19 protein-coding genes are annotated in these 18,033 nt (G+C 68.6%); 4 read left to right on the top strand and 15 right to left on the bottom strand.

The window, feature by feature from the left end; translation table 11 throughout:
• Nucleotides 1-2: 2 nt before the first annotated feature.
• The 5 genes from KUV67_13015 to icd form a co-directional block, all read right to left on the bottom strand.
• Nucleotides 3-881 carry a TRAP transporter TatT component family protein gene (locus tag KUV67_13015; protein MBY6205806.1) on the bottom strand — a complete coding sequence of 293 codons (879 nt, stop codon included), beginning with the start codon at nt 879-881 and terminating at the stop codon, nt 3-5.
• A gap of 18 nt (nt 882-899) precedes the next feature.
• Nucleotides 900-1,823, bottom strand: a complete 924-nt coding sequence (gene folD / locus KUV67_13010) for a bifunctional methylenetetrahydrofolate dehydrogenase/methenyltetrahydrofolate cyclohydrolase FolD (protein ID MBY6205805.1) — start codon at nt 1,821-1,823, stop codon at nt 900-902.
• A 78-nt stretch (nt 1,824-1,901) separates the two neighbouring features.
• Nucleotides 1,902-2,885 (bottom strand): FAD-dependent oxidoreductase, encoded by a 984-nt coding sequence (locus tag KUV67_13005; protein ID MBY6205804.1) that lies wholly within the window; start codon nt 2,883-2,885, stop codon nt 1,902-1,904.
• 157 nt (nt 2,886-3,042) lie between these two features.
• On the bottom strand, nt 3,043-3,855 hold the full coding sequence (locus tag KUV67_13000; protein MBY6205803.1) for a ferritin-like domain-containing protein: 813 nt from the start codon (nt 3,853-3,855) through the stop codon (nt 3,043-3,045).
• Nucleotides 3,856-3,874: 19 nt separating this feature from the next.
• Nucleotides 3,875-5,128: an isocitrate dehydrogenase (NADP(+)) gene (gene icd / locus KUV67_12995; protein ID MBY6205802.1), complete on the bottom strand. Its 1,254-nt coding sequence runs from the start codon at nt 5,126-5,128 to the stop codon at nt 3,875-3,877.
• Between the two features lie 76 nt (nt 5,129-5,204).
• Here icd and KUV67_12990 point away from each other — a divergent pair, with 76 nt between their 5' ends.
• Nucleotides 5,205-6,077 (top strand): hypothetical protein, encoded by an 873-nt coding sequence (locus tag KUV67_12990; GenBank protein ID MBY6205801.1) that lies wholly within the window; start codon nt 5,205-5,207, stop codon nt 6,075-6,077.
• A gap of 48 nt (nt 6,078-6,125) precedes the next feature.
• Nucleotides 6,126-6,812 carry a hypothetical protein gene (locus tag KUV67_12985; protein ID MBY6205800.1) on the top strand — a complete coding sequence of 229 codons (687 nt, stop codon included), beginning with the start codon at nt 6,126-6,128 and terminating at the stop codon, nt 6,810-6,812.
• A 12-nt stretch (nt 6,813-6,824) separates the two neighbouring features.
• Here KUV67_12985 and KUV67_12980 read toward each other — a convergent pair whose 3' ends face one another.
• The gene (locus KUV67_12980; GenBank protein MBY6205799.1) at nt 6,825-7,979 is read right to left on the bottom strand and encodes a threonine synthase; all 1,155 of its coding nucleotides are present in this window, start codon (nt 7,977-7,979) and stop codon (nt 6,825-6,827) included.
• A gap of 141 nt (nt 7,980-8,120) precedes the next feature.
• Here KUV67_12980 and yghU point away from each other — a divergent pair, with 141 nt between their 5' ends.
• Together yghU and KUV67_12970 are read left to right on the top strand one after the other, a co-directional pair.
• Nucleotides 8,121-8,993, top strand: a complete 873-nt coding sequence (yghU, locus tag KUV67_12975) for a glutathione-dependent disulfide-bond oxidoreductase (protein ID MBY6205798.1) — start codon at nt 8,121-8,123, stop codon at nt 8,991-8,993.
• Entirely contained in the window at nt 8,990-9,526 is a 537-nt protein-coding gene (locus KUV67_12970) for a pseudouridine synthase (protein ID MBY6205797.1), read from the top strand. Before yghU ends, KUV67_12970 begins: the two co-directional genes overlap by 4 nt.
• Nucleotides 9,527-9,620: 94 nt before the next feature.
• Here the strand turns inward: KUV67_12970 and KUV67_12965 are convergent, their stop codons facing one another.
• The 9 genes from KUV67_12965 to KUV67_12925 form a co-directional block, all read right to left on the bottom strand.
• Nucleotides 9,621-10,097: a DUF1772 domain-containing protein gene (locus KUV67_12965; GenBank protein MBY6205796.1), complete on the bottom strand. Its 477-nt coding sequence runs from the start codon at nt 10,095-10,097 to the stop codon at nt 9,621-9,623.
• A gap of 344 nt (nt 10,098-10,441) precedes the next feature.
• The gene (locus KUV67_12960; GenBank protein ID MBY6205795.1) at nt 10,442-10,942 is read right to left on the bottom strand and encodes a hypothetical protein; all 501 of its coding nucleotides are present in this window, start codon (nt 10,940-10,942) and stop codon (nt 10,442-10,444) included.
• Between the two features lie 605 nt (nt 10,943-11,547).
• A complete protein-coding gene (gene rpoH, locus KUV67_12955) occupies nt 11,548-12,408 on the bottom strand; it encodes an RNA polymerase sigma factor RpoH (protein MBY6205794.1) in 861 nt (286 codons plus the stop codon).
• A 155-nt stretch (nt 12,409-12,563) separates the two neighbouring features.
• Entirely contained in the window at nt 12,564-13,487 is a 924-nt protein-coding gene (gene ftsX / locus KUV67_12950) for a permease-like cell division protein FtsX (protein ID MBY6205793.1), read from the bottom strand.
• Nucleotides 13,484-14,191, bottom strand: a complete 708-nt coding sequence (gene ftsE, locus KUV67_12945; GenBank protein ID MBY6205792.1) for a cell division ATP-binding protein FtsE — start codon at nt 14,189-14,191, stop codon at nt 13,484-13,486. The genes ftsX and ftsE overlap by 4 nt, the downstream gene beginning before the upstream one ends.
• Before the next feature lie 31 nt (nt 14,192-14,222).
• On the bottom strand, nt 14,223-15,416 hold the full coding sequence (locus tag KUV67_12940; GenBank protein MBY6205791.1) for a type II secretion system F family protein: 1,194 nt from the start codon (nt 15,414-15,416) through the stop codon (nt 14,223-14,225).
• Complete coding sequence (locus KUV67_12935) at nt 15,416-16,315, bottom strand: DUF2520 domain-containing protein (protein ID MBY6205790.1); 900 nt, start codon at nt 16,313-16,315, stop codon at nt 15,416-15,418. Before KUV67_12935 ends, KUV67_12940 begins: the two co-directional genes overlap by 1 nt.
• Nucleotides 16,316-16,350: 35 nt before the next feature.
• Nucleotides 16,351-17,076 carry a rhomboid family intramembrane serine protease gene (locus KUV67_12930; GenBank protein MBY6205789.1) on the bottom strand — a complete coding sequence of 242 codons (726 nt, stop codon included), beginning with the start codon at nt 17,074-17,076 and terminating at the stop codon, nt 16,351-16,353.
• On the bottom strand, nt 17,066-17,968 hold the full coding sequence (locus KUV67_12925; protein MBY6205788.1) for a 1-acyl-sn-glycerol-3-phosphate acyltransferase: 903 nt from the start codon (nt 17,966-17,968) through the stop codon (nt 17,066-17,068). The genes KUV67_12930 and KUV67_12925 overlap by 11 nt, the downstream gene beginning before the upstream one ends.
• Nucleotides 17,969-18,033: the final 65 nt, after the last annotated feature.

Below are 18,033 nucleotides of genomic sequence, written 5' to 3'. Positions count from 1 at the left end.
TCTTAATCGAAAATTCTCGACGTTTGTTCAAGTAGCCGTTCGGCGCGTTCGAGGGCAATGCGATTGGCGAGTACATAGCCCTCTCGATCCGGGTCCGCGGCGCGCACCCCTTCCAGCAGCTCGACGAACAGGTCCCGATCGAACACCAGGCGCGCGTACTCGTCGGCCATCAGCACCGGGATCAGGAGATTTCGGCCCTCGGAGACCTGCCGCGCTCGCTCGAACTGCTCGCGCGCCAGGTCCGGCCGGCCGCCGGCCGCCGGAGGGCGCTGCGAATTCAGCACCGCCAGATACAACCAGACCGCCCCGTCGTCGTGCACCGGGTCCCGCTCGGCGACCCAACTCAGAAGCGCCTCGACGCGCGGCAGGTCGGCCAGCGCCCGGAAATCGTCGCTCGAGGCCGCAATCCACGACGCCCAGACCGTGCCGAGCACGTAGGCTTCGTCCACGGCCTTGTCCGAGAGTTCCCCCAGTCGGCGCTCGAAGTCCTCGAAGTCGCCGTCGTCGATGCCGCACAGCCCGGGGACCGCTTCGCAGGCCCCGGCGCGCGCGTGCCGCAGGGCTCGCTCCGTCAACCGCCGCCGTCGATCGGGCTCCTCGACGAACAGGCCGGCGTAGGTGCTGGTCAGTTCGGCCACGCTCAACCGGGTCGCGGCATTCCGCGGATCGGCTTCCACCCGCGCCTCGAGGATCAGCAGGAACGTCGGCAGGCCCCGCTCGACGACCGAGGGCTCGTCGTAGTTGACCACTGCGCGTTCGAGGTCCGCGGTGAAGCTGTCGGTGGCCCGGTCGATCAACGCGCCGCAACCGGGCAGCAGCAGGGCCAGCGCGAGAAGCGCGGGAGCACGCGCCGGCGCGGTCCGTGGAGTCGACCGAATCATGGCGTGTTCACGAGGTCGTCATGGCGCGCGGACCACCAGGCCGGCGGCCTCGGCGGTGTTCTGCATCAGCGTCGCCACGGTCATCGGACCGACCCCGCCGGGCACGGGCGTGATCCAGCTGGCTCGCTGCGCGGCTCGCTCGAAATCGAGATCGCCGCGCAGTCTGCCGTCGTCGCCCCGATGGATTCCGATATCGATCACGACGGCACCTTCGCGAATCCAGTCCGCGTCGACGATGCCGGGCTTGCCGACCGCGACGAAGAGGTAGTCCGCCTGCCTGACCAGCCCCTCCAGGTCGTTCGTGAACCGGTGCGCGACACTGGTGGTCGCGCCGGCCAGGAGCAGCTCCAGGGCCAACGGTCTGCCGACGATGTTGCTCGCGCCGACCATGACCGCATGACGCCCTTTCGGCGACAGGCGATAGTGATTGAGTAGCGTCATCACCCCGCGCGGCGTGCACGGCCGGACGCCCGGGTCACGAAGGGCGAGCCGACCGACGTTGTACGGATGGAAGCCGTCGACGTCCTTGGCCGCGTCGATCCGTCGCGTGACCTCCAGCTCGTCCATGTGCGCGGGAAGCGGAAGCTGGACCAGGATGCCGTCGACCTCGTCGTCGTCGTTCAGGTCGTCGATCAGGGCCAGCAGGCTGTTCTGGTCGGTGCCGTGCGGCAGGCGGTAGTCGCGCGAGACCAGGCCGGCGCGTTCGCAGGCCTTGACCTTGTTGCCGACGTAGATGTCGGAGGCGGGATCGTCGCCGACCAGGACCACGGCCAGGCCCGGCGGCCGCCGGCCCTTGCCGGTCGACTGGCGAACCGCCTGGGCGACGTTCTCGATCAGCCGGTCGGCCACCGCGCGGCCGTCGAGCCGCTGCGCGACCGGACCGCTGTCGGCGCCGTCCTTGGCACCTTCTGCAGAGTCGGTTTCGGAGGAGGTTTCGGACATGGCGCTAGTCTACCTGCTGCGGGAGGATGCACCGGAACGCCGTATCCGGGAATCGACGGGTCCGGCCCACGGACTCGATCACGCGAGGTCAGCGAGCCACTCGGCTGCCTTTCGGCCGCTGGTCCAGGCGCCTTCGACCCGGCTGCCGGCCAGCCAGTCTCCGGCCACCGCCAGGCGTTGCTCGTGATCCGACAGGAATCCGTCGTCCCGTGCCTCGGCGACCTGGGCGTAGCGCCACCGGTGCGCCCGCGCGGTACGGACCCGCTCCGGAGCCACGTCCAGTCGGCGACAGAGCTCCCCGAGGAGCTCGGCGGCCAGGCCTTCCGTGTCGTCCTCGAGCCGGCGGCGGGACCATTCGCCCGTCGCGTGCGCAACCCAGCATTCTCCCGCCCGGCCCGGCTTGCTGGAATCGCGCGCGATCCAGCGCAGCGGCGAGTCGTCGTTGACGAAGGCGGCGTCGAAGCGCGCGTCGAGTTTCTCCTCGAACGCGGCCATCAGCGCAATGCAGGGCTCGAAGAGCACTCCGGCGAGCTCGTCGTGCAGGAGATGGTCCGAACCCAGAAGCTCGGCGGCCTGCGCCGGCGGCGCGGTCAGCAGAAGACGCCGGGCCTCGACGATGTGGTCACCGAGCTCGACGGTCCAGTGGCCGGCGAAGCGCACCGCGCTCACCCGCGTCTCGAAGCGGCAATCGAGCGACGCGGCGAGCTGCCTGCAGATCCCGTTCATGCCCGGCAGCGCCACGAAGCGCTGGACCGATTCGGGATCCGTGTGCGCCTGCTCGTCGCCCAGCACGGCCAGGCGCGGCGTCCATTTCGCGATCCATCCGGCGTCGCGCCAGTCCGCCACCTGGCGGCCGAAGGCGGCGGATCGAGCCGTGAAATACTGGGCACCGTGATCGAAGCGGGCCTTGCCTTCGCGGCGGGTGGCGCTGCGGCCGCCGGGACCGCGGGACTTCTCGATCACGACCACGCGCTGGCCGGCCTCGGCCAGCTTCGAGGCGGCGGTCAGGCCGGCCCAACCGGCGCCCACGACCACCGTGTCGTAGCGGTTCGCGTCGCTCATCCTGCACTCTCCGGTCGAATGACTTCAGACCGATCGAAAGGCGTTCCGCGGCGGTGACTGTCGACCGTGCGTCCCGCCGAACGCGCAGCGGTCCACTGCGGGCACGTGCCGGGGTCCGGACGTCGGATGGCGCCTGCCGTTCGATTCCCGCACACGGTCATGCCATCGCCTCCAGGGCTTCGAGTTCCGGCGCGCTGAAGCCGGCCTCGCGACGCGCCGGATGATTGAAGGGACCGCGCAAGGCGCCACCGAAGTAGTCCTTCAACAATCGTCGGAAGGTCGGCTCGGGTTCGACGCCGCGACCCTCGCAGCAGAACCGGAACCAGCGTGAGCCGACGGCCACGTGACGGACTTCCTCGTCGAGGATGGTCTCCAGGCACGCGACCGTGGCCGAATCCTCGACCGCGCGCAGTCGGTCGATCATTCCCGGGGTCACGTCCAGGCCCCGGGCCTCGAGTACACGAGGAACCAGCGCCATCCGGACCAGGACATCGTGCGCGGTCTTCTCGGCCATGTCCCACAACCCGTTATGGGCCGGGAGGTCGCCGTAGGTCGCACCGAGCGCCTGGAGCCGGTCCTCCAGCATGCGGAAGTGCCTCGCCTCGTCCCAGGCCACCGACAACCAGTCGCGATAGAACGCGTCGGGCATGCCCGTGAAGCGCAGCGCAGCGTCGAGGGCGAGATTGATCGCATTGAACTCGATGTGCGCGACCGCATGGACCAGGGCGACCCGCCCCTCCACGCTGCCGAGACCTCGCCGGGCCAGTTTCGACGGCTGCACCAGCACCGGCCGATCGGGCCGACCCACGGACGGCACCTCGATGCCCGCGTCCGCGGCGCCGGGTTCTCTCGCGCGATCCACGGGCACGAAGCGCCCCGATGCGACCGCGGTCCACAAGCGGTCGACCCGCAGGCACTTGGTCTGCGGGTCGCTCTCGGCGAGCGCAGCGCGGACATCGCTCCAGCCCATGGTCGGAGGCCGACCGGCCTCAGCCGTTGCGGATGGCTTCGACCAGGGCGTCGGCGAAGCCGGACGTCGAGACTTCCGTCGCGTCGTCGCGCTGGCGGGCGAAATCGTAGGTCACGGTGCCGCCGACCACTACCTTCTCGAAGGCGCGCTCGATCATCCTGCCGACTTCGCTCCAGCCGATGTAGTCGAACATCATCACGCCCGAGAACAGCAACGACGACGGATTGACCTTGTCCTGGCCCGCGTACTTCGGCGCCGTGCCGTGCGTGGCCTCGAACACCGCCACGTTGTCGGCCATGTTGGCGCCCGGCGCGATCCCGATGCCGCCGACCGAGGCCGCTGCCGCATCGGACAGGTAGTCGCCGTTCAGGTTCATCGTGGCCAGCACGTCGAATTCGGCCGGGCGCAGCTGCAGCAGCTGGAACATGATGTCGGCGATCCGGTCCTTGATGACGATCTTGCCCTGGGGCCGCTTGCCGTCGTGCTTCTCCCACAGCTCGTCCTCGGTGATCGTCACGTCGCCGAATTCTTCGGCTGCCACCTCGTAGCCCCACTTGCGGAAGGCGCCTTCGGTGAACTTCATGATGTTGCCCTTGTGCACCAGCGTGACCGACTCGCGGTCGTTGTCGATCGCGTACTGGATCGCCTTGCGGACCAGCCGCTTGGTGCCGAAGGCCGAGATCGGCTTGACGCCGAGGCCCGCATCCTCGAAGAAGTCCGCACCCATTTCTTCGCGCAGGAACTTCGCCAGCTTGGCGTTCTCCGGCGTGCCTGACTCGAACTCGATGCCGGAGTACACGTCTTCCGTGTTCTCGCGGAAGATGACCACGTCGAAGTCCTCCGGCTTGCGCAGCGGCGACGGCACGCCCGAGTAGTACTTGACCGGACGCACGCAGGCGTAGAGATCGAGCGTCTGGCGCAGGGAGACGTTCAGGGACCGGAAGCCCTCGCCGACCGGCGTGGTCAGCGGGCCCTTGATGGCCACATTCAGGTCCTTGATCGCTTCCAGCGTTTCGTCCGGGAAGTAGTCACCGTCGTAGATGCCGGCGGCCTTCTCGCCGAGGTAGAGTTCGGCCCAGTGGACCTTGCGCTTGCCCCCGTAGGCCTTTTCGACCGCGGCGTCCCAGACCTTGAGGCAGGCCGGCGTGATGTCGACGCCGATGCCGTCGCCCTCGATGTAGCCGAGGATGGGATCGTCCGGCACTTTCAGCGCGTTGTCCTCGACGGTGATCCGGGTGCCGGTATCCGGCAGCTTGATGTGCTGGTAGGCCATGCGTTGCGTCCTCTTAACCAATGAAAAACGACAAGTCGCGTAGTGTAACCGACTGCCGTTCTGCGACCGGTCTGGCATGCCGCCCTCCAAGCCGATCCCCACTCCTCCCGCCGAACCGGCGGTGCCGTCCCTCGACGGCGCCTCGAGCGATGCAGCTGCGGACCACCGCGCCGCGAAAGGCCTCCGCCGCTCGCTGCCGGCCGCGATCGCCTCGCTGGCGCTGCACGCAGTGGCCGTCGTACTGCTGGCGTGGTGGATCGACGACCGGCCGTCGCTCCCCGTCCCGGACCCCGACATCGTCGTGGTGTCGCTGCAGTCCGTCGAGCGCACCGATCCGGTTCCGGATTCAGAACCCGCGCCCACGCCGCCGCCGGAACCCCTGGAGCAGGATTCTCCGTCCGCGGCGCCGGAAGAGAATCCACCCGATCGGGTTGCAGCGGCGACGGAGGACGCTCGGCCTGCAGAAACTCCTGAAGCACCCATCGAAGCCCGGGAAACGGGCATCGACCCCCCAAGCGTCGGCCTGCAGGAATTGCGCCAGCAGATCACGACGCTCGCCCTGCCCGACGACGAGGACGCGGACGACGGCGCGGCGCCCGCCTTCGACGCGGCTCCGCCCTCGACCGTTCCCTGGACGAGCAGCGGTGCACCGATCCGCGGACTGCCGCTCGGCGGCGGCTGGCTGAACCCCTGGGTCGGGCCGGTCCAGGCCTACAGCGAGACCTGGGGATCGGTGGTCGGCGAACAACGCGGCGTCCACGTGCTGCCGAACGGCCAGGTCCTCTGCACCCGGGTCGATGCGCCGACCAACGACGAACTGATGAACCCGTGGATGAGCATGCGGGTGACCTTCGTCCGCCTGTGCGGCAGGGAACGCGGCACGCCGCCGCCGACCGACGACCTGCGCTACGCCCCACCCCCGCCGGCGCTGCGTCGAACGCTCGACTGACGCGCTACGCTGTTCTTGCGGTTCCCGCCCGAATCTAAGGATCCAGCCATGTTCTGCACCCCGACACAGCCGTTCCCCCGGCAATTCGCCGCCTCGCTGCTCCTGCTGCTCTGCGGAGGCCTCCATGCCCAGACGCCCTGGCCCGATGCCGCCCCCGACGTCTGGGGCCTGGCGATCCTAGACGTCGAGACCACCGGGCTCGAACCGGGTCACCACGAGATGATCGACATCGGGCTGATCTACACCACGCTGGACGGCACCGAACTCGACCGGCTGTTCTTGCGCATCCATCCCCGTCATCCCGAGCGCGCCGGGGAGATCGCACGATCGATCAACGGCTATTCCGAGACGCGCTGGAAGGCGCTGGGCGCCGTCGAGCCCGCGATGGCCGTGCAGCGCATTCTGGAGGTTCACGAACGGCAGGCCGAACATCGTCGCTTCATCCTGACGGCCTACAACGCGCCGTTCGACCAGGCATTCCTCGACGCACTGCTCGACCGGCACGGGTCATCGGTACGGGACCTCTACACCTACTTCGTACTCGACCTGCCGTCCATGGCCTTCGGGCTCGGCGTGCCGGCGCTGGTGAATGCAAGGGTCGCCGAACGGTTCGGGATCGAGCCGGAGACCGATGATCCGCTCGAGCACACCGGCCTGTCCGGCGCGGAGTGGAACCTGGCGCTGTATCGTGCGATGCGGGCCGAATCGACCGCACGGCGGTCGACCGGCCGTTGAGGGCCCGGGGATTCAGGCCGTCTCGTCGCTCAGCGGATACTTCAAGCCGGTCGCGCAATTGAACAGCAGGCTGTCCGCACCGCGCTCGATCAACCCGGACTCGGTCGCGTACTTCCAGGCGGCAAAGGTCGCCGCGCCTTCCGGGCAGACCAGAACGCCTTCGTCCCGCGCCAGCGCACGCCAGCCCGACCGGATCTCGGCTTCGCTGACCGCCAGCGCCGCGCCGCCGGATTCGCGCACCGCGTCCAGGATCAGGAAGTCGCCGACGGCCTGCGGCACCCGGATGCCGGCCGCGCAGGTCGAGGCGTCCTCCCAGCGGTCGGCGAAGCGCTCGCCGGCATCGAAGGCCCGGACCATCGGCGCACAGCCCTCGGCCTGCACGGCGAACATCTTCGGCAGCGGGCCGTCGATCCAGCCCAGGGCCTTCATCTCGGCAAAGGCCTTCCACATGCCGATCAGGCCCGTGCCGCCCCCGGTCGGATAGAAGATCGCGTCCGGCAGCGACCAGTTCCACTGCGCCGCCAGCTCCAGGCCCATGGTCTTCTTGCCTTCCAGACGATACGGCTCCTTCAGCGTCGACACGTCGAACCAGCCCTCGGCACTCGCCCGCTCGGCGAGCTTCTTGCCGCAGTCGTCGATGTAGCCGTCGATCTCGACGACCTCGGCACCGCAGAAGCGCGTTTCGTCGATGTTGATGCGCGGCGTGTCCGCGGGGCAATAGACCAGCGACTTCAATCCCGCCCGCGTGGCGTAGCTGGCCAGCGCGGCACCGGCGTTGCCGTTCGACGGCATGCAGAGCCTGTCGATGCCGAATTCGCGGGCCATGGCCACGGCCATCGCCAGGCCACGCGCCTTGAACGATCCGGTCGGCAAGCGTCCCTCGTCCTTGACGGTCACGCCCGGGGAGCGGTCGAGCTCGATCAGCGGCGTGTCGACTTCACCCAGCCGGGGCGCGGCCTCGACGTCGGCCGGCGGCAGGAGCTCGCGCCATTTCCAGAACCCGCCGTCCCGGGCCGCCATCTCGTCCCGGTCCGCCGATCCGCGAACGCGATCCAGGTCGTAGCGGACCAGCAGTGGCCGACCGGCCTCGGACAAGCGGTAGACCCGGTCCTTCTCGTAGCGGGTCCCTTCGAGACTGCACTCCAGGTGCGTGACGTTCGGGTTCATGAAACGCGGTTCCTTGCAATGGAAGACGGACGGATCGAGCACAGGGTACTCCGGACCCGGCGGTATCCTGTCGTACCCGGACGCAAGGAATGCGAGCGTGTTCCGGTCCGATTCGATTCCCCGCAGCTGGACATTGCCGACATGACCGACACCGACTACACGCCGCCAAGCATCTGGACCTGGGAAAAGGGCAACGGCGGCAAGTTCGCCAACATCAACCGACCGACGGCGGGGGCAACGCACGAAAGTACCCTGCCGGTCGGCGAGCATCCGTTTCAGCTCTACTCGCTCGCCACGCCGAACGGCGTCAAGGTGACGGTCCTGTTCGAAGAATTGTTGGTGCGCGGATTCACGGACGCCGAGTACGACGCCTGGCTGATCGACATCGGCGAAGGTGACCAGTTCGGATCCGGCTTTGTCGAGATCAACCCGAACTCGAAGATTCCTGCCCTGCTCGATCGCTCGACCGAACCGCATACCCGCGTGTTCGAATCCGGCAGCATCCTGCTGTACCTGGCCGAGAAGTTCGGCGCCTTCGTGCCGACCGGCGCAGCCGAACGCACCGAGTGCATGAATTGGCTCTTCTGGCAGATGGGCTCCGCGCCCTACCTCGGCGGCGGCTTCGGCCATTTCTATTCCTACGCACCGGTCAGGATCAAGTACTGCATCGACCGCTTCGCGATGGAAGCCAAGCGTCAGCTGGACGTGCTGGACCGTCACCTGGCCGACCGCGAATGGATGGCCGGCGAGTACAGCATCGCCGACATGGCGATCTGGCCCTGGTACGGGCAGCTGGTGCTCGGTCGGCTCTACGACGCCGCCAAGTTCCTGCAGGTCCACGGATACACCAATGTCGTCCGCTGGGCCGAGACCATCGACGCCCGCGACGCCGTCCAGCGCGGGCGCATGGTCAATCGGAGCTTCGGCGATCCGGCCCTGCAGCTGCGCGAGCGCCACGATGCGGGAGACTTCGAGACCCGCACGCAGGACAAGCTCGAAACGAACACCGACTGACCACGGTGCTGATCGCGTTCAACAAGCCGTTCGGCGTGCTGTGCCAGTTCTCCGGGGAAGGCACGACGCTCGCCGACTACATCGACGTACCCGGCGTCTATCCGGCCGGCCGGCTGGACAAGGACTCGGAAGGCCTGCTGTTGCTGACCGATGACGGTGGACTGCAGGCGCGGATCAGCTCGCCGAGGTTCCGGAAACCGAAGATCTATTGGGTGCTGGTCGAACGCGAACCCGACGGTGACGCACTGGCTCGCCTTCGCGACGGAATCGACCTGAAGGACGGGCGGACGCGACCGGCCGGGGTCCGCCGGATCGACGAACCCGAAGGACTCTGGCCGCGCGATCCACCGGTGCGCTACCGGAAGAATGTGGTGGACGTCTGGTTGGAGCTGATCCTCAGGGAAGGCAGGAACCGACAGGTGCGCCGGATGACCGCGGCGATCGGCCACCCCACCCTGCGTCTGGTCCGAGCCGCGATCGGCGACTGGTCGGTCGAGAACCTGGCCCCGGGCCAGTGGCGGCGCATCGACTGAGAGCCCGCCTGCGAGCCGGACGTCCCGCGTGATCCGGCCACACCGGGCAGCGGCTCGTGCGATCGGTCGTCGTGGGGTGGTCGCCGCGGCGGGATCAGATTGCCACCGCTCCGATGCCCAGCGCGCCGAGCGCCAGGATGCCCAGCGCGGTGCGGATATGGTTCCAGAACTGCCAGCGCCGACGGTATGCCGGCCAGACCCGCTCGGCGTTCGACCAATCCGCTGCCTCGAGTCGAGTGTTGAGCGGGACGTTATGCATCACGGTGATGCCGAGCGGACCGGCCAGGTAGAGCGAAGCGCCTGCCACCAACCACCAGCGCGCCGGGAGCTCCGGCGCGAACACCGCGATCAGGAGAATCGCCGCGCAGACCACCGGGGTCCCGGCGAACAGCAGGAAGAACAGCGGATTCTTGATCCGCTTGTTGATCCGCCGCATCGCGAACATGCCGGCTTCGGTCTCCAGGTCGGCCAGCGCGTCCAGCGCGAAGTTCGCGAAGGCGAACAACAAGCCCGTAACCAGGCCCGTTCCGACCACGGCCGCGACGATCAGCGGTGGCAGGTATTCGATCATTCTTCTGTCGTCTCCTCGAACTGCGGCCTATCGAACAGCGGAGCCTTCTCGCCGACGGAGGGCCCGGCGCCTTCCACACCGGCGACACGGGGGTGCGGGAGCCAGAGGGCGGCCCTCCGCGCCGCGACAGCGCCACGGGGCGTGAACTCCGTCACAGTATAGTTCGCCCGGTGCCGATGCGCAGGGTCCGGGCAGGGGCGATTACCGGCCGTTCGCAGAGCCCGGCGGGCAGGCTCGGCCCTCCGCCGATCCGGCGATCGAATTTCCAGGCGACTGCAGGCGATAGCAGGAGATTGCAGGTACCCGCCGCCGCGATCGGAGTCCTGTCGACGGGGTCGGCACGGTCACCGCGGCCGAGTCGGGTTCGTCGGACCGCGGCCTGCCCACGCCCTCCGGGGTCGTGTCCGATTCCTGCACCGGCCGACCAGTAGCTCGAGGCCCAGCCCGTACAGGAAGAAGGCACAGGCGAACATCGCGAGCGCCGGCCCTACCGAACCCGGCACCGTCGAGATCGCGCTGCGCGCCGCAGGCGGTGGGCCCATTGCCAGGACGAGGAACAGGATCGACGACGCCCCCAGGGCCGAACCCCGGGGCAGGCGCCAACGGCGAGCCGCCACGCCGAGGACCAGTGCCAGGGGCGAACCGATCAGCACACCGGAAGCAACGACCTCGAGACTCCCCCCGATCGAGAATCCGGCATCGAGGCCCGCGTCGATCGCGACCGCGCGCATCGCCATACGCGAGGCCACCCCGAGCAACAGGCCGGCCGCGATCGCTGCCGCGAGCAGATGGACCAGGCTCCTCACCGGTCTGCGTGATTCCTGGCTGCCCTTGTCCGTGCGCATGGAACCGTCCCGATCGATCCTGCAGGATGCCCAGAGTACCCGGGACGTGCCGCAAACGAAAACGGCCTCCGCGAAGGAGGCCGATACGAACGGAGTGCTGGAGCGTCGGAGCGCGTCGAGAGCGCCTGGCGGTCGGTGATCGCTGGAGCGCAGGACCCGCAGTGCACTCGAAGTGCATGAGGAGTCCGAGCACCACGGAGCGCCGGCAGGCGGGTGCGCTACAGCGCTCCCCGGAACGAAAACGGCCTCCACGAGGGAGGCCGATACGAACGGAGTGCTGGAGCGTCGGAGCGCGTCGAGAGCGCCTGGCGGTCGGTGATCGCTGGAGCGCAGGACACGCAGTGCACTCGAAGTGCATGAGGAGTCCGAGCACCACCGAGCGCCGTCCGTCAGGTGCGCAACAGCGCTCCCCGGAACGAAAACGGCCTCCACGAGGGAGGCCGATACGAACGGAGTGCTGGAGCGTCGGAGCGCGTCGAGAGCGCCTGGCGGTCGGTGATCGCTGGAGCGCAGGACCCGCAGTGCACTCGAAGTGCATGAGGATTCCGAGCACCACCGAGCGCCGTCCGTCAGGTGCGCAACAGCGCTCCGGCGTTCCAGGGCGTTCAGGCGTCGAACGCGGCCTTCAACTTCTTCATCGCCGCCGCTTCCAGCTGGCGGATGCGCTCGGCGGAAACGCCGTACTTGTCGGCGAGCTCCTGCAGGGTCATTTTCGGGTCCAGCAGCCAGCGCGACTGGATGATGTCCTTCGACCGGTCGTCGAGTTCGCCGATGCCGGAGAACAGCAACTTGTGCTGGTGCTCCTCCATGTCGGCCGCCTCGGTGGCCACATCGGGCGAGTCCGCGTGATTCTCCAGGAACCCGGCCGGCGCCAGGTAGGGACGGTCGTCGTCGTCGTCACCGGACAGGTCGAACCCGACGTCCTGACCGGACAGCCGCGACTCCATCTCCATGACGACTTCGGGCTTGACGTCGAGATCCTCGGCGACCCGGTTCACCTCGTCCATGTTCAGCCAGCCCAGCCGCTTCTTGTTCTTCCGCAGATTGAAGAACAGCTTGCGCTGGGCCTTGGTGGTGGCGACCTTGACGATGCGCCAGTTGCGGAGAACGAATTCATGGATCTCGGCGCGGATCCAGTGGACCGCGAACGACACCAGCCGGACGCCCTGCTCCGGGTCGAAGCGCTTCACCGCCTTCATCAGGCCGATGTTGCCCTCCTGGACCAGGTCGCCGAGCTGCAGGCCGTAGCCGGAATAGCCGCGCGCCACGTGGACGACGAACCGCAGGTGCGACATGACGAGCATGCGCGCCGCGTCGAGATCCTCGTCGTCGCGGAAGCGGCGCGCGAAGTCCTGCTCTTCTTCCAGCGTGAGGACGGGAATCTTGTTGACCTCCTGGATGTACGAATCCAGCGAGCCCGTTCCGGCCGGCGCGAGAAGATGACTTGGCACGAGTTCCTTCGACATGAAAACCTCCTGATTCAACCCTCGAATTCTACCAAAAACGGGCCGTTCCGGCTACCCCCGAGGTGGTTCGGGCCGCCGAACGAGCGCGTCCTGTCCGAATCCGCTCGCCGTCTTGGATCAGCGATTGGGGCGCAAGTTCCGCCGTTCAAGCCGGATCATGGATTGATCCGGTGAAGCTGCCGTGAGACCGCGATCGCCGCGCCCAGGATTCCGAGGGTTCCGGCGCCGGCGACCAGGACTCCGATCAGCCCGGCCGGCGGAGCCTGCAGCGTTGCCGGTGTACCGTACGCCTCGCCGAGTTCCCGCACCGGTCCGGCCAGCAGCCAGAGACCGCCCTGCACCAGCAGCCAGGCACAGGCGCCCCCCAGCAGTCCCATCCACAGACCGGCATAGAGGAACGGCCGCCGGATCCAGGCCGGCGTTGCGCCGACCAGTGCCATGACCTCGATTTCCTCGTGGCGGGCCTGGATCTCGGCCCGGATGGTGTTGGCGATCACGAACAGCACCGCCAGGCCGAACAGCACCGCGAGGAGCTCGACCAGGCGGGCGAAGACCGACAGCAGGGAGTCGAGCCGCCGAAGCCAGGCCAGGTCGACGATGACCTGGTCGATATCGTCCAGGCTGCGCAGTCGATTGGCCAGCCGCTCGACGTCGCCCTCGCGGGCCGGGGTCACTTCCAGCACCCAGGGCAGCGGCACTTCGCCGAGTTCCAGGTCGTCAAGGCCGGTCGCGCCGGCCAGTTCGCGCATTCCGTCTTCGGGCCCGATCGGATCGACCGTGAGGACATCGGGCGCAGACGCCAGCGAAGATGCCATCCGACGCGCGGCCTCGGCGTCCACGTCGATTTCCAGGAATACGGAAATCGATTCGAGCCGCTCCAGGTCCGTGTTCATCCGCTCGAGATTGTCCAGCGCGACGTACAGGCCCAGCGGCAGGCTCATCGCGATCGCGAGCACGCCGACGGTCATGCCGGTCGCCACCGGGGAACGCACCAACGCGCCGATCGACGACAGCAGGCTGTAGGCGTGCCGCCGCGCCCATCCGCGCGCCCCGGATCGAAGCGCGTCGCGACGGCTCATGGCGGCGCCTCCGTCGGCCCGGCGCCCGCGGGGCGCTGCACCGGAACGGTATCGTCGATGATTTCGCCGTGATCCAGGACCAGCGTGCGGCGGCCGAGCCGGCGTACGAGGTACAGGTCATGAGTGGCGATCAGTACCGTGGTGCCGAGTTCGTTGAGGGTGCAGAACAGCGTCATCAATTCTTCGGACAGCGCCGGATCGAGGTTGCCCGTGGGTTCGTCGGCGAGCAGCAGCGGCGGCTTGGCGACGATCGCCCGGGCAATCCCCACCCGCTGCTGTTCACCACCGGAAAGTACCGGTACCTGCATCCGGGATTTCTCGCGCAACCCGACCTGGTCGAGGGCCGCACCGACGCGACGCTTGATCTCCGCGAAGGAGACGCCGGCGATGTGCAAGGGGAGAGCCACGTTGTCGAAGACGCTTCGATCGGTCAGCAGCTTGTGGTCCTGGAAGATGACGCCCACCCGGCGCCGCAGCATCGGAATCTGTCGCCGCGACAGGCGGCCGACATTCCGCCCCTGGAACAGGACCTGCCCGCGGCTGGGCCGCTCGAGCAGCGCGATGAGCCGCAGCAAGGTGCTCTTGCCGGCGCCGGAATGGCCGGTCAGGAACGCCATCTCGCCCGCCTCGAGCCGGAAACTGACGTCGGACAGGGCCTGCACGCCGCCCGGATAGCGCTTGGCGACATGTTCGAAGGCGATCATCGCCGCATCGGCGTTGCGTCGGGTCATCGCCCTAGCCCAGCATCTGGCTGAGATTCATCACCGGCAGGAGGATCGCCAGGACGATGTAGAGCACGACCAGCCCGACGAGGAGAATCAGCGCGGGTTGCAGCACCGCCAGCAGGACCTGGCCGGTCTGCTCCAGGTCGGCCTCCTGCAGCTCGGCAGCGTGATCGAGCATGCCGCCGAGGTCACCCGCCTGCTCGCCGCCGGCCACCAGGCGGCGCGTCAGCGGCGGCATCCAGTCCAGGTCCCCGATCGCCGCGGTGATCGAAGCGCCCTCCCGCACCCGGGCCGCGGCCTGCTCGAGGTCCGCGCGCACGCGCAGATTCGGAATCACCGTCGACGCCGTACCCAGCGCGTCGACGGCGGGCACCCCGCTGGCCGAAAGAATGGCCAGCGTCCGGGCGAACAGGGCGCTGACGTGGGCCCGCACCACCCGCCCGACCAGGGGAATGCGCAACAGCATTCCGTCGAAGGCCCGTCGCACGGCCGGTCGACGCAGCAGCAGGGCTCCGGCGACGATGGCCCCGGCCAGGGCGCCCAGGAGCACGACACCCCAGCTGGCCACCGCATCGGAAATCCAGATCAGGCTGCGGGTCAGCGGGGGCAGCGCCTGGCGTGACTGGTCGAACACCTCCACGACCCGCGGCACGACGAAGCCGATCAGGCCCCAGACGACCGCGATCGACAGTACGGCCAGGAGCAGCGGGTAGACCAGCGCCATGAGGACGCCGCGCGACAAGGCCGCGCGCTTGTCCGCATGATCGGCGAGCCGGCCGATCACCGACTCCAGGCGGCCGGCCTGCTCGCCGGCGGCCACGGAACGCCAGTACAGCGGAGGAAACAGGCTCGGATGCTCGGACATGGCCTCCGACAGGGCGCCGCCTTCGAGCACCCGGGCGCGGATCGCCGCCAGCGGCCGACGTACCCCCGCCCGGTCCGTCTGCTCGACGAGCAGGGCCAGGACCTCCTCCAGCGGGAGACCGGCGCGCAGCAGTCCGCTCATCTGGCGGAGCAGCAGCGCACGCTCGCGGCCCGAGCGCGCGCCACCGCGACGGCTCCGGCCCGAACGCACCGGCTCGACATCCAACGGGACGAGCCCCCGGTCGCGCAGCAGCGAGCGGGCCTGGCGCGCCGAGTCGGCCTGGACCACGCCGCGCACCGTGCGCGAGTCCTCGAGCGCTTCGTATTCGAACGCGGCCATCAGTCCCGGACCTCTTCGAAGACGGTCCCGATCGCGTCCAGCCCGGGGCCGCCGGCCGGATCCTCGCCGTGCTTTCGGCGCGCCAGCCCGACGGTTGCGCGACCGAGCGCCATCAGCAATGGTTCGACCCGGAAGCGGAAGGCCTCGTCCTTCGCCGCATGGGCTCGCACCTGCTCGACGAGTGTCGCGCAGGTAGCCGAATCGCCGCGCTCGATCGGTCCGGTCAGCGCATCGACCGGTCCCCGCTCGGCGATCGTGCCCAGCGCCCCGGACTGCAGCGTGACGATCAACGGCAGCGCCTGCTCGGCGGTCAGGCCACCGGCCTCGGCAAGGTCCAGAGCCAGCGCGTCGAGCGTGCACAGGAAATTCGAAGCCGCGATCATCGAGGCGTGATAAAGCCGCTTGTTGGTGGGTCGGAATCGCAGCGTGCGGGCGCCGATGGCCTCGAAAGCGGGCAACAAACGATCGAGCGCGGCCGGGTCGCCTTCGCCGACCGCAAAGCTTCCGGGAAACGCGGACAGCGCGCGATCCGGATCGGCAAATGCGCAGACCGGATGGACCGAGGCAACCGCTTCGGCCAGCCCCTCGATCCTCTCGGCCGGTTCGGCGCCCGACAGGTGAAAGGCCAGTCCCGGTCGATCCGACGGCCCCCGGGCCACGACATCGGCAACGCAGTCGGCAATCGCACTGTCCGGCACGCCGATCATCAGCCAGTCGCCCCGCTCCAGCGCTTCGAAGCGCTCGGTGGCGGTTCCCTCGCCGATCCAGTCGACCGCGGCACGGGCCCGCTCCGGTCGACGGTTGCAGACCTGCCCGACCGACCAGACTCCGGCCTCGCGGCCCAAGCGAGCGAGCGTCCGCGCCGTACGACCGGCGCCGAGCACGTGAAGCGTCGGCACCGACGGCCGGGCTCCGGCGGTTCGGCCCGATCCACTCACGAACGCGGACCCCACGGGTGCTCCTCGTCGGTCTCGGGCCGCATCCGCCAGGGCGCGGTCGCGTCGTCGTCGAAGCCGTCGGTCTGCTCGTCGTCCTCGTCTTCCCACGCGTAGCGCTTCATCGGCGGACGGTCCCAGCCGCGGAACAGGAGCGCGCAGAGCACCCCGAGAACGAGGCCCGAAGCATGCAGTTCCCAGCTCGTCCCCGCGCCCGAAGGCAGCACGCCCCAGAGCATCGATCCGTAAAGGAACCACACCATCAGCGCCGCCCCGACGGAGCGGAGATCGCGCCGGATCAGGCCCGACACGAAGACGAAGGCGAGCAGGCCGTAGATCAGACCGCTGGCACCGATGTGGGTGTTCGACCGGGCGAACAGCCAGGCCAGCGCGCTGGTGCCTACGAACAGCACCGGCAGCACCCGGATCGATGCGTTCGGAAACAGGTAGAGCATCAACGTACCGCCGATCAACAGGGGCACCGAATTGGCCATGAGGTGTGCAAGGTCGAAGTGCAGCAACGGTGTGGTGGCCAGGCCGATCAGACCGGCCCCGTCGCGCGGCCGGAGCCCGAATCGGATCAGGTTCAGGTCCAGTGCCTGATCGAACACGAACACGGACCAGACCACCACGAGAAAACCGAACACGAGCTTCAGCGCGAGGACGAAGTTGCCGGCGGCCCGGGGCGACGAAGTGTAATCGGGGTCGGGAATCTCAAGGCGCATCTTGCTTCCTCTCGTCGCGAGCGACGGCCGGACCCGGGTCTCCGGACCGACCTGACGCCGGCCCCAGCGCGGAGGCGATCGCGACGCGCGCCCGGTCGCTGAGCCGCTGGGTTGCCGGATCGGGAAGGGCTTCCTTGCGTCGACCCCTTCCCCCACCGCTGCCGCGGACGGCTCGGCCACGCGGCGCCACTCCGGGCTCGGGCTCGATCGGCGGATGGATGACCAGTCGGGCCCGGCCCGGTCTTACGCGGAAGCTGCCCGGCTCGAGGATGTCGCGCGTTCCCGTCACGGTCATCGGCAACACCGGGAGCCCCCGGTCGATCGCGACGCGGAACGCGCCCTTTCGAAATCGGAGCAACTCGCCGCTGCGGCTGCGGGTTCCCTCGGGAAAGAACAAAACGCCGGTGCCGTCCGGCAGGTCCGCCACGGCCCGATTGATCGCCGCGCGCGCCTGCTCCGGGTCGGAGCGATCGATGAAGATGTGGCCGATCGCCCTACAGCCCTGGGCGACGAACGGAATCCGGCCGATCTCCGCCTTCATCACCCAGCGCAGGTCGAGACCGCAGTACCCGTAGATCACCGGGATGTCGTACTGGCTCTGGTGATTGGCGACGACCACGTAGGAACGCCCCGGCTCGACGTTTTCCATACCCTCGATCTCGACCCGGACCGGCGTCAGTCGGGCGATCAGCCGGGCCCACAGCGCCGCGATCCGGAGATTGGCGAAGCGCTGTCCCCCGAACAGGCAAACGAGGATCGCGACCGGAGCGGCGATGATGGTGAACAGCACGACCGCCGGCAACAGGATCAGCCACATCCAGAGCGGATAGAGGCGATCCAGCCAGGTCGGGAAAAGCGGGGATTCCGCGTGGGTCGACGACGCTTCGGTCATGGCCGGATTCTAACCGCTGGTCGAAGGGGGCACGAGTCCCGCGCCCCGCGCGGTGGCGGAGCCCG

Source organism: Halomonas denitrificans (assembly GCA_019800895.1).
Taxonomy (GTDB): domain Bacteria; phylum Pseudomonadota; class Gammaproteobacteria; order Xanthomonadales; family Wenzhouxiangellaceae.
Note: the sequence above shows the minus strand (reverse complement) of the source record. Positions and strands in the feature narration are given on the sequence as shown.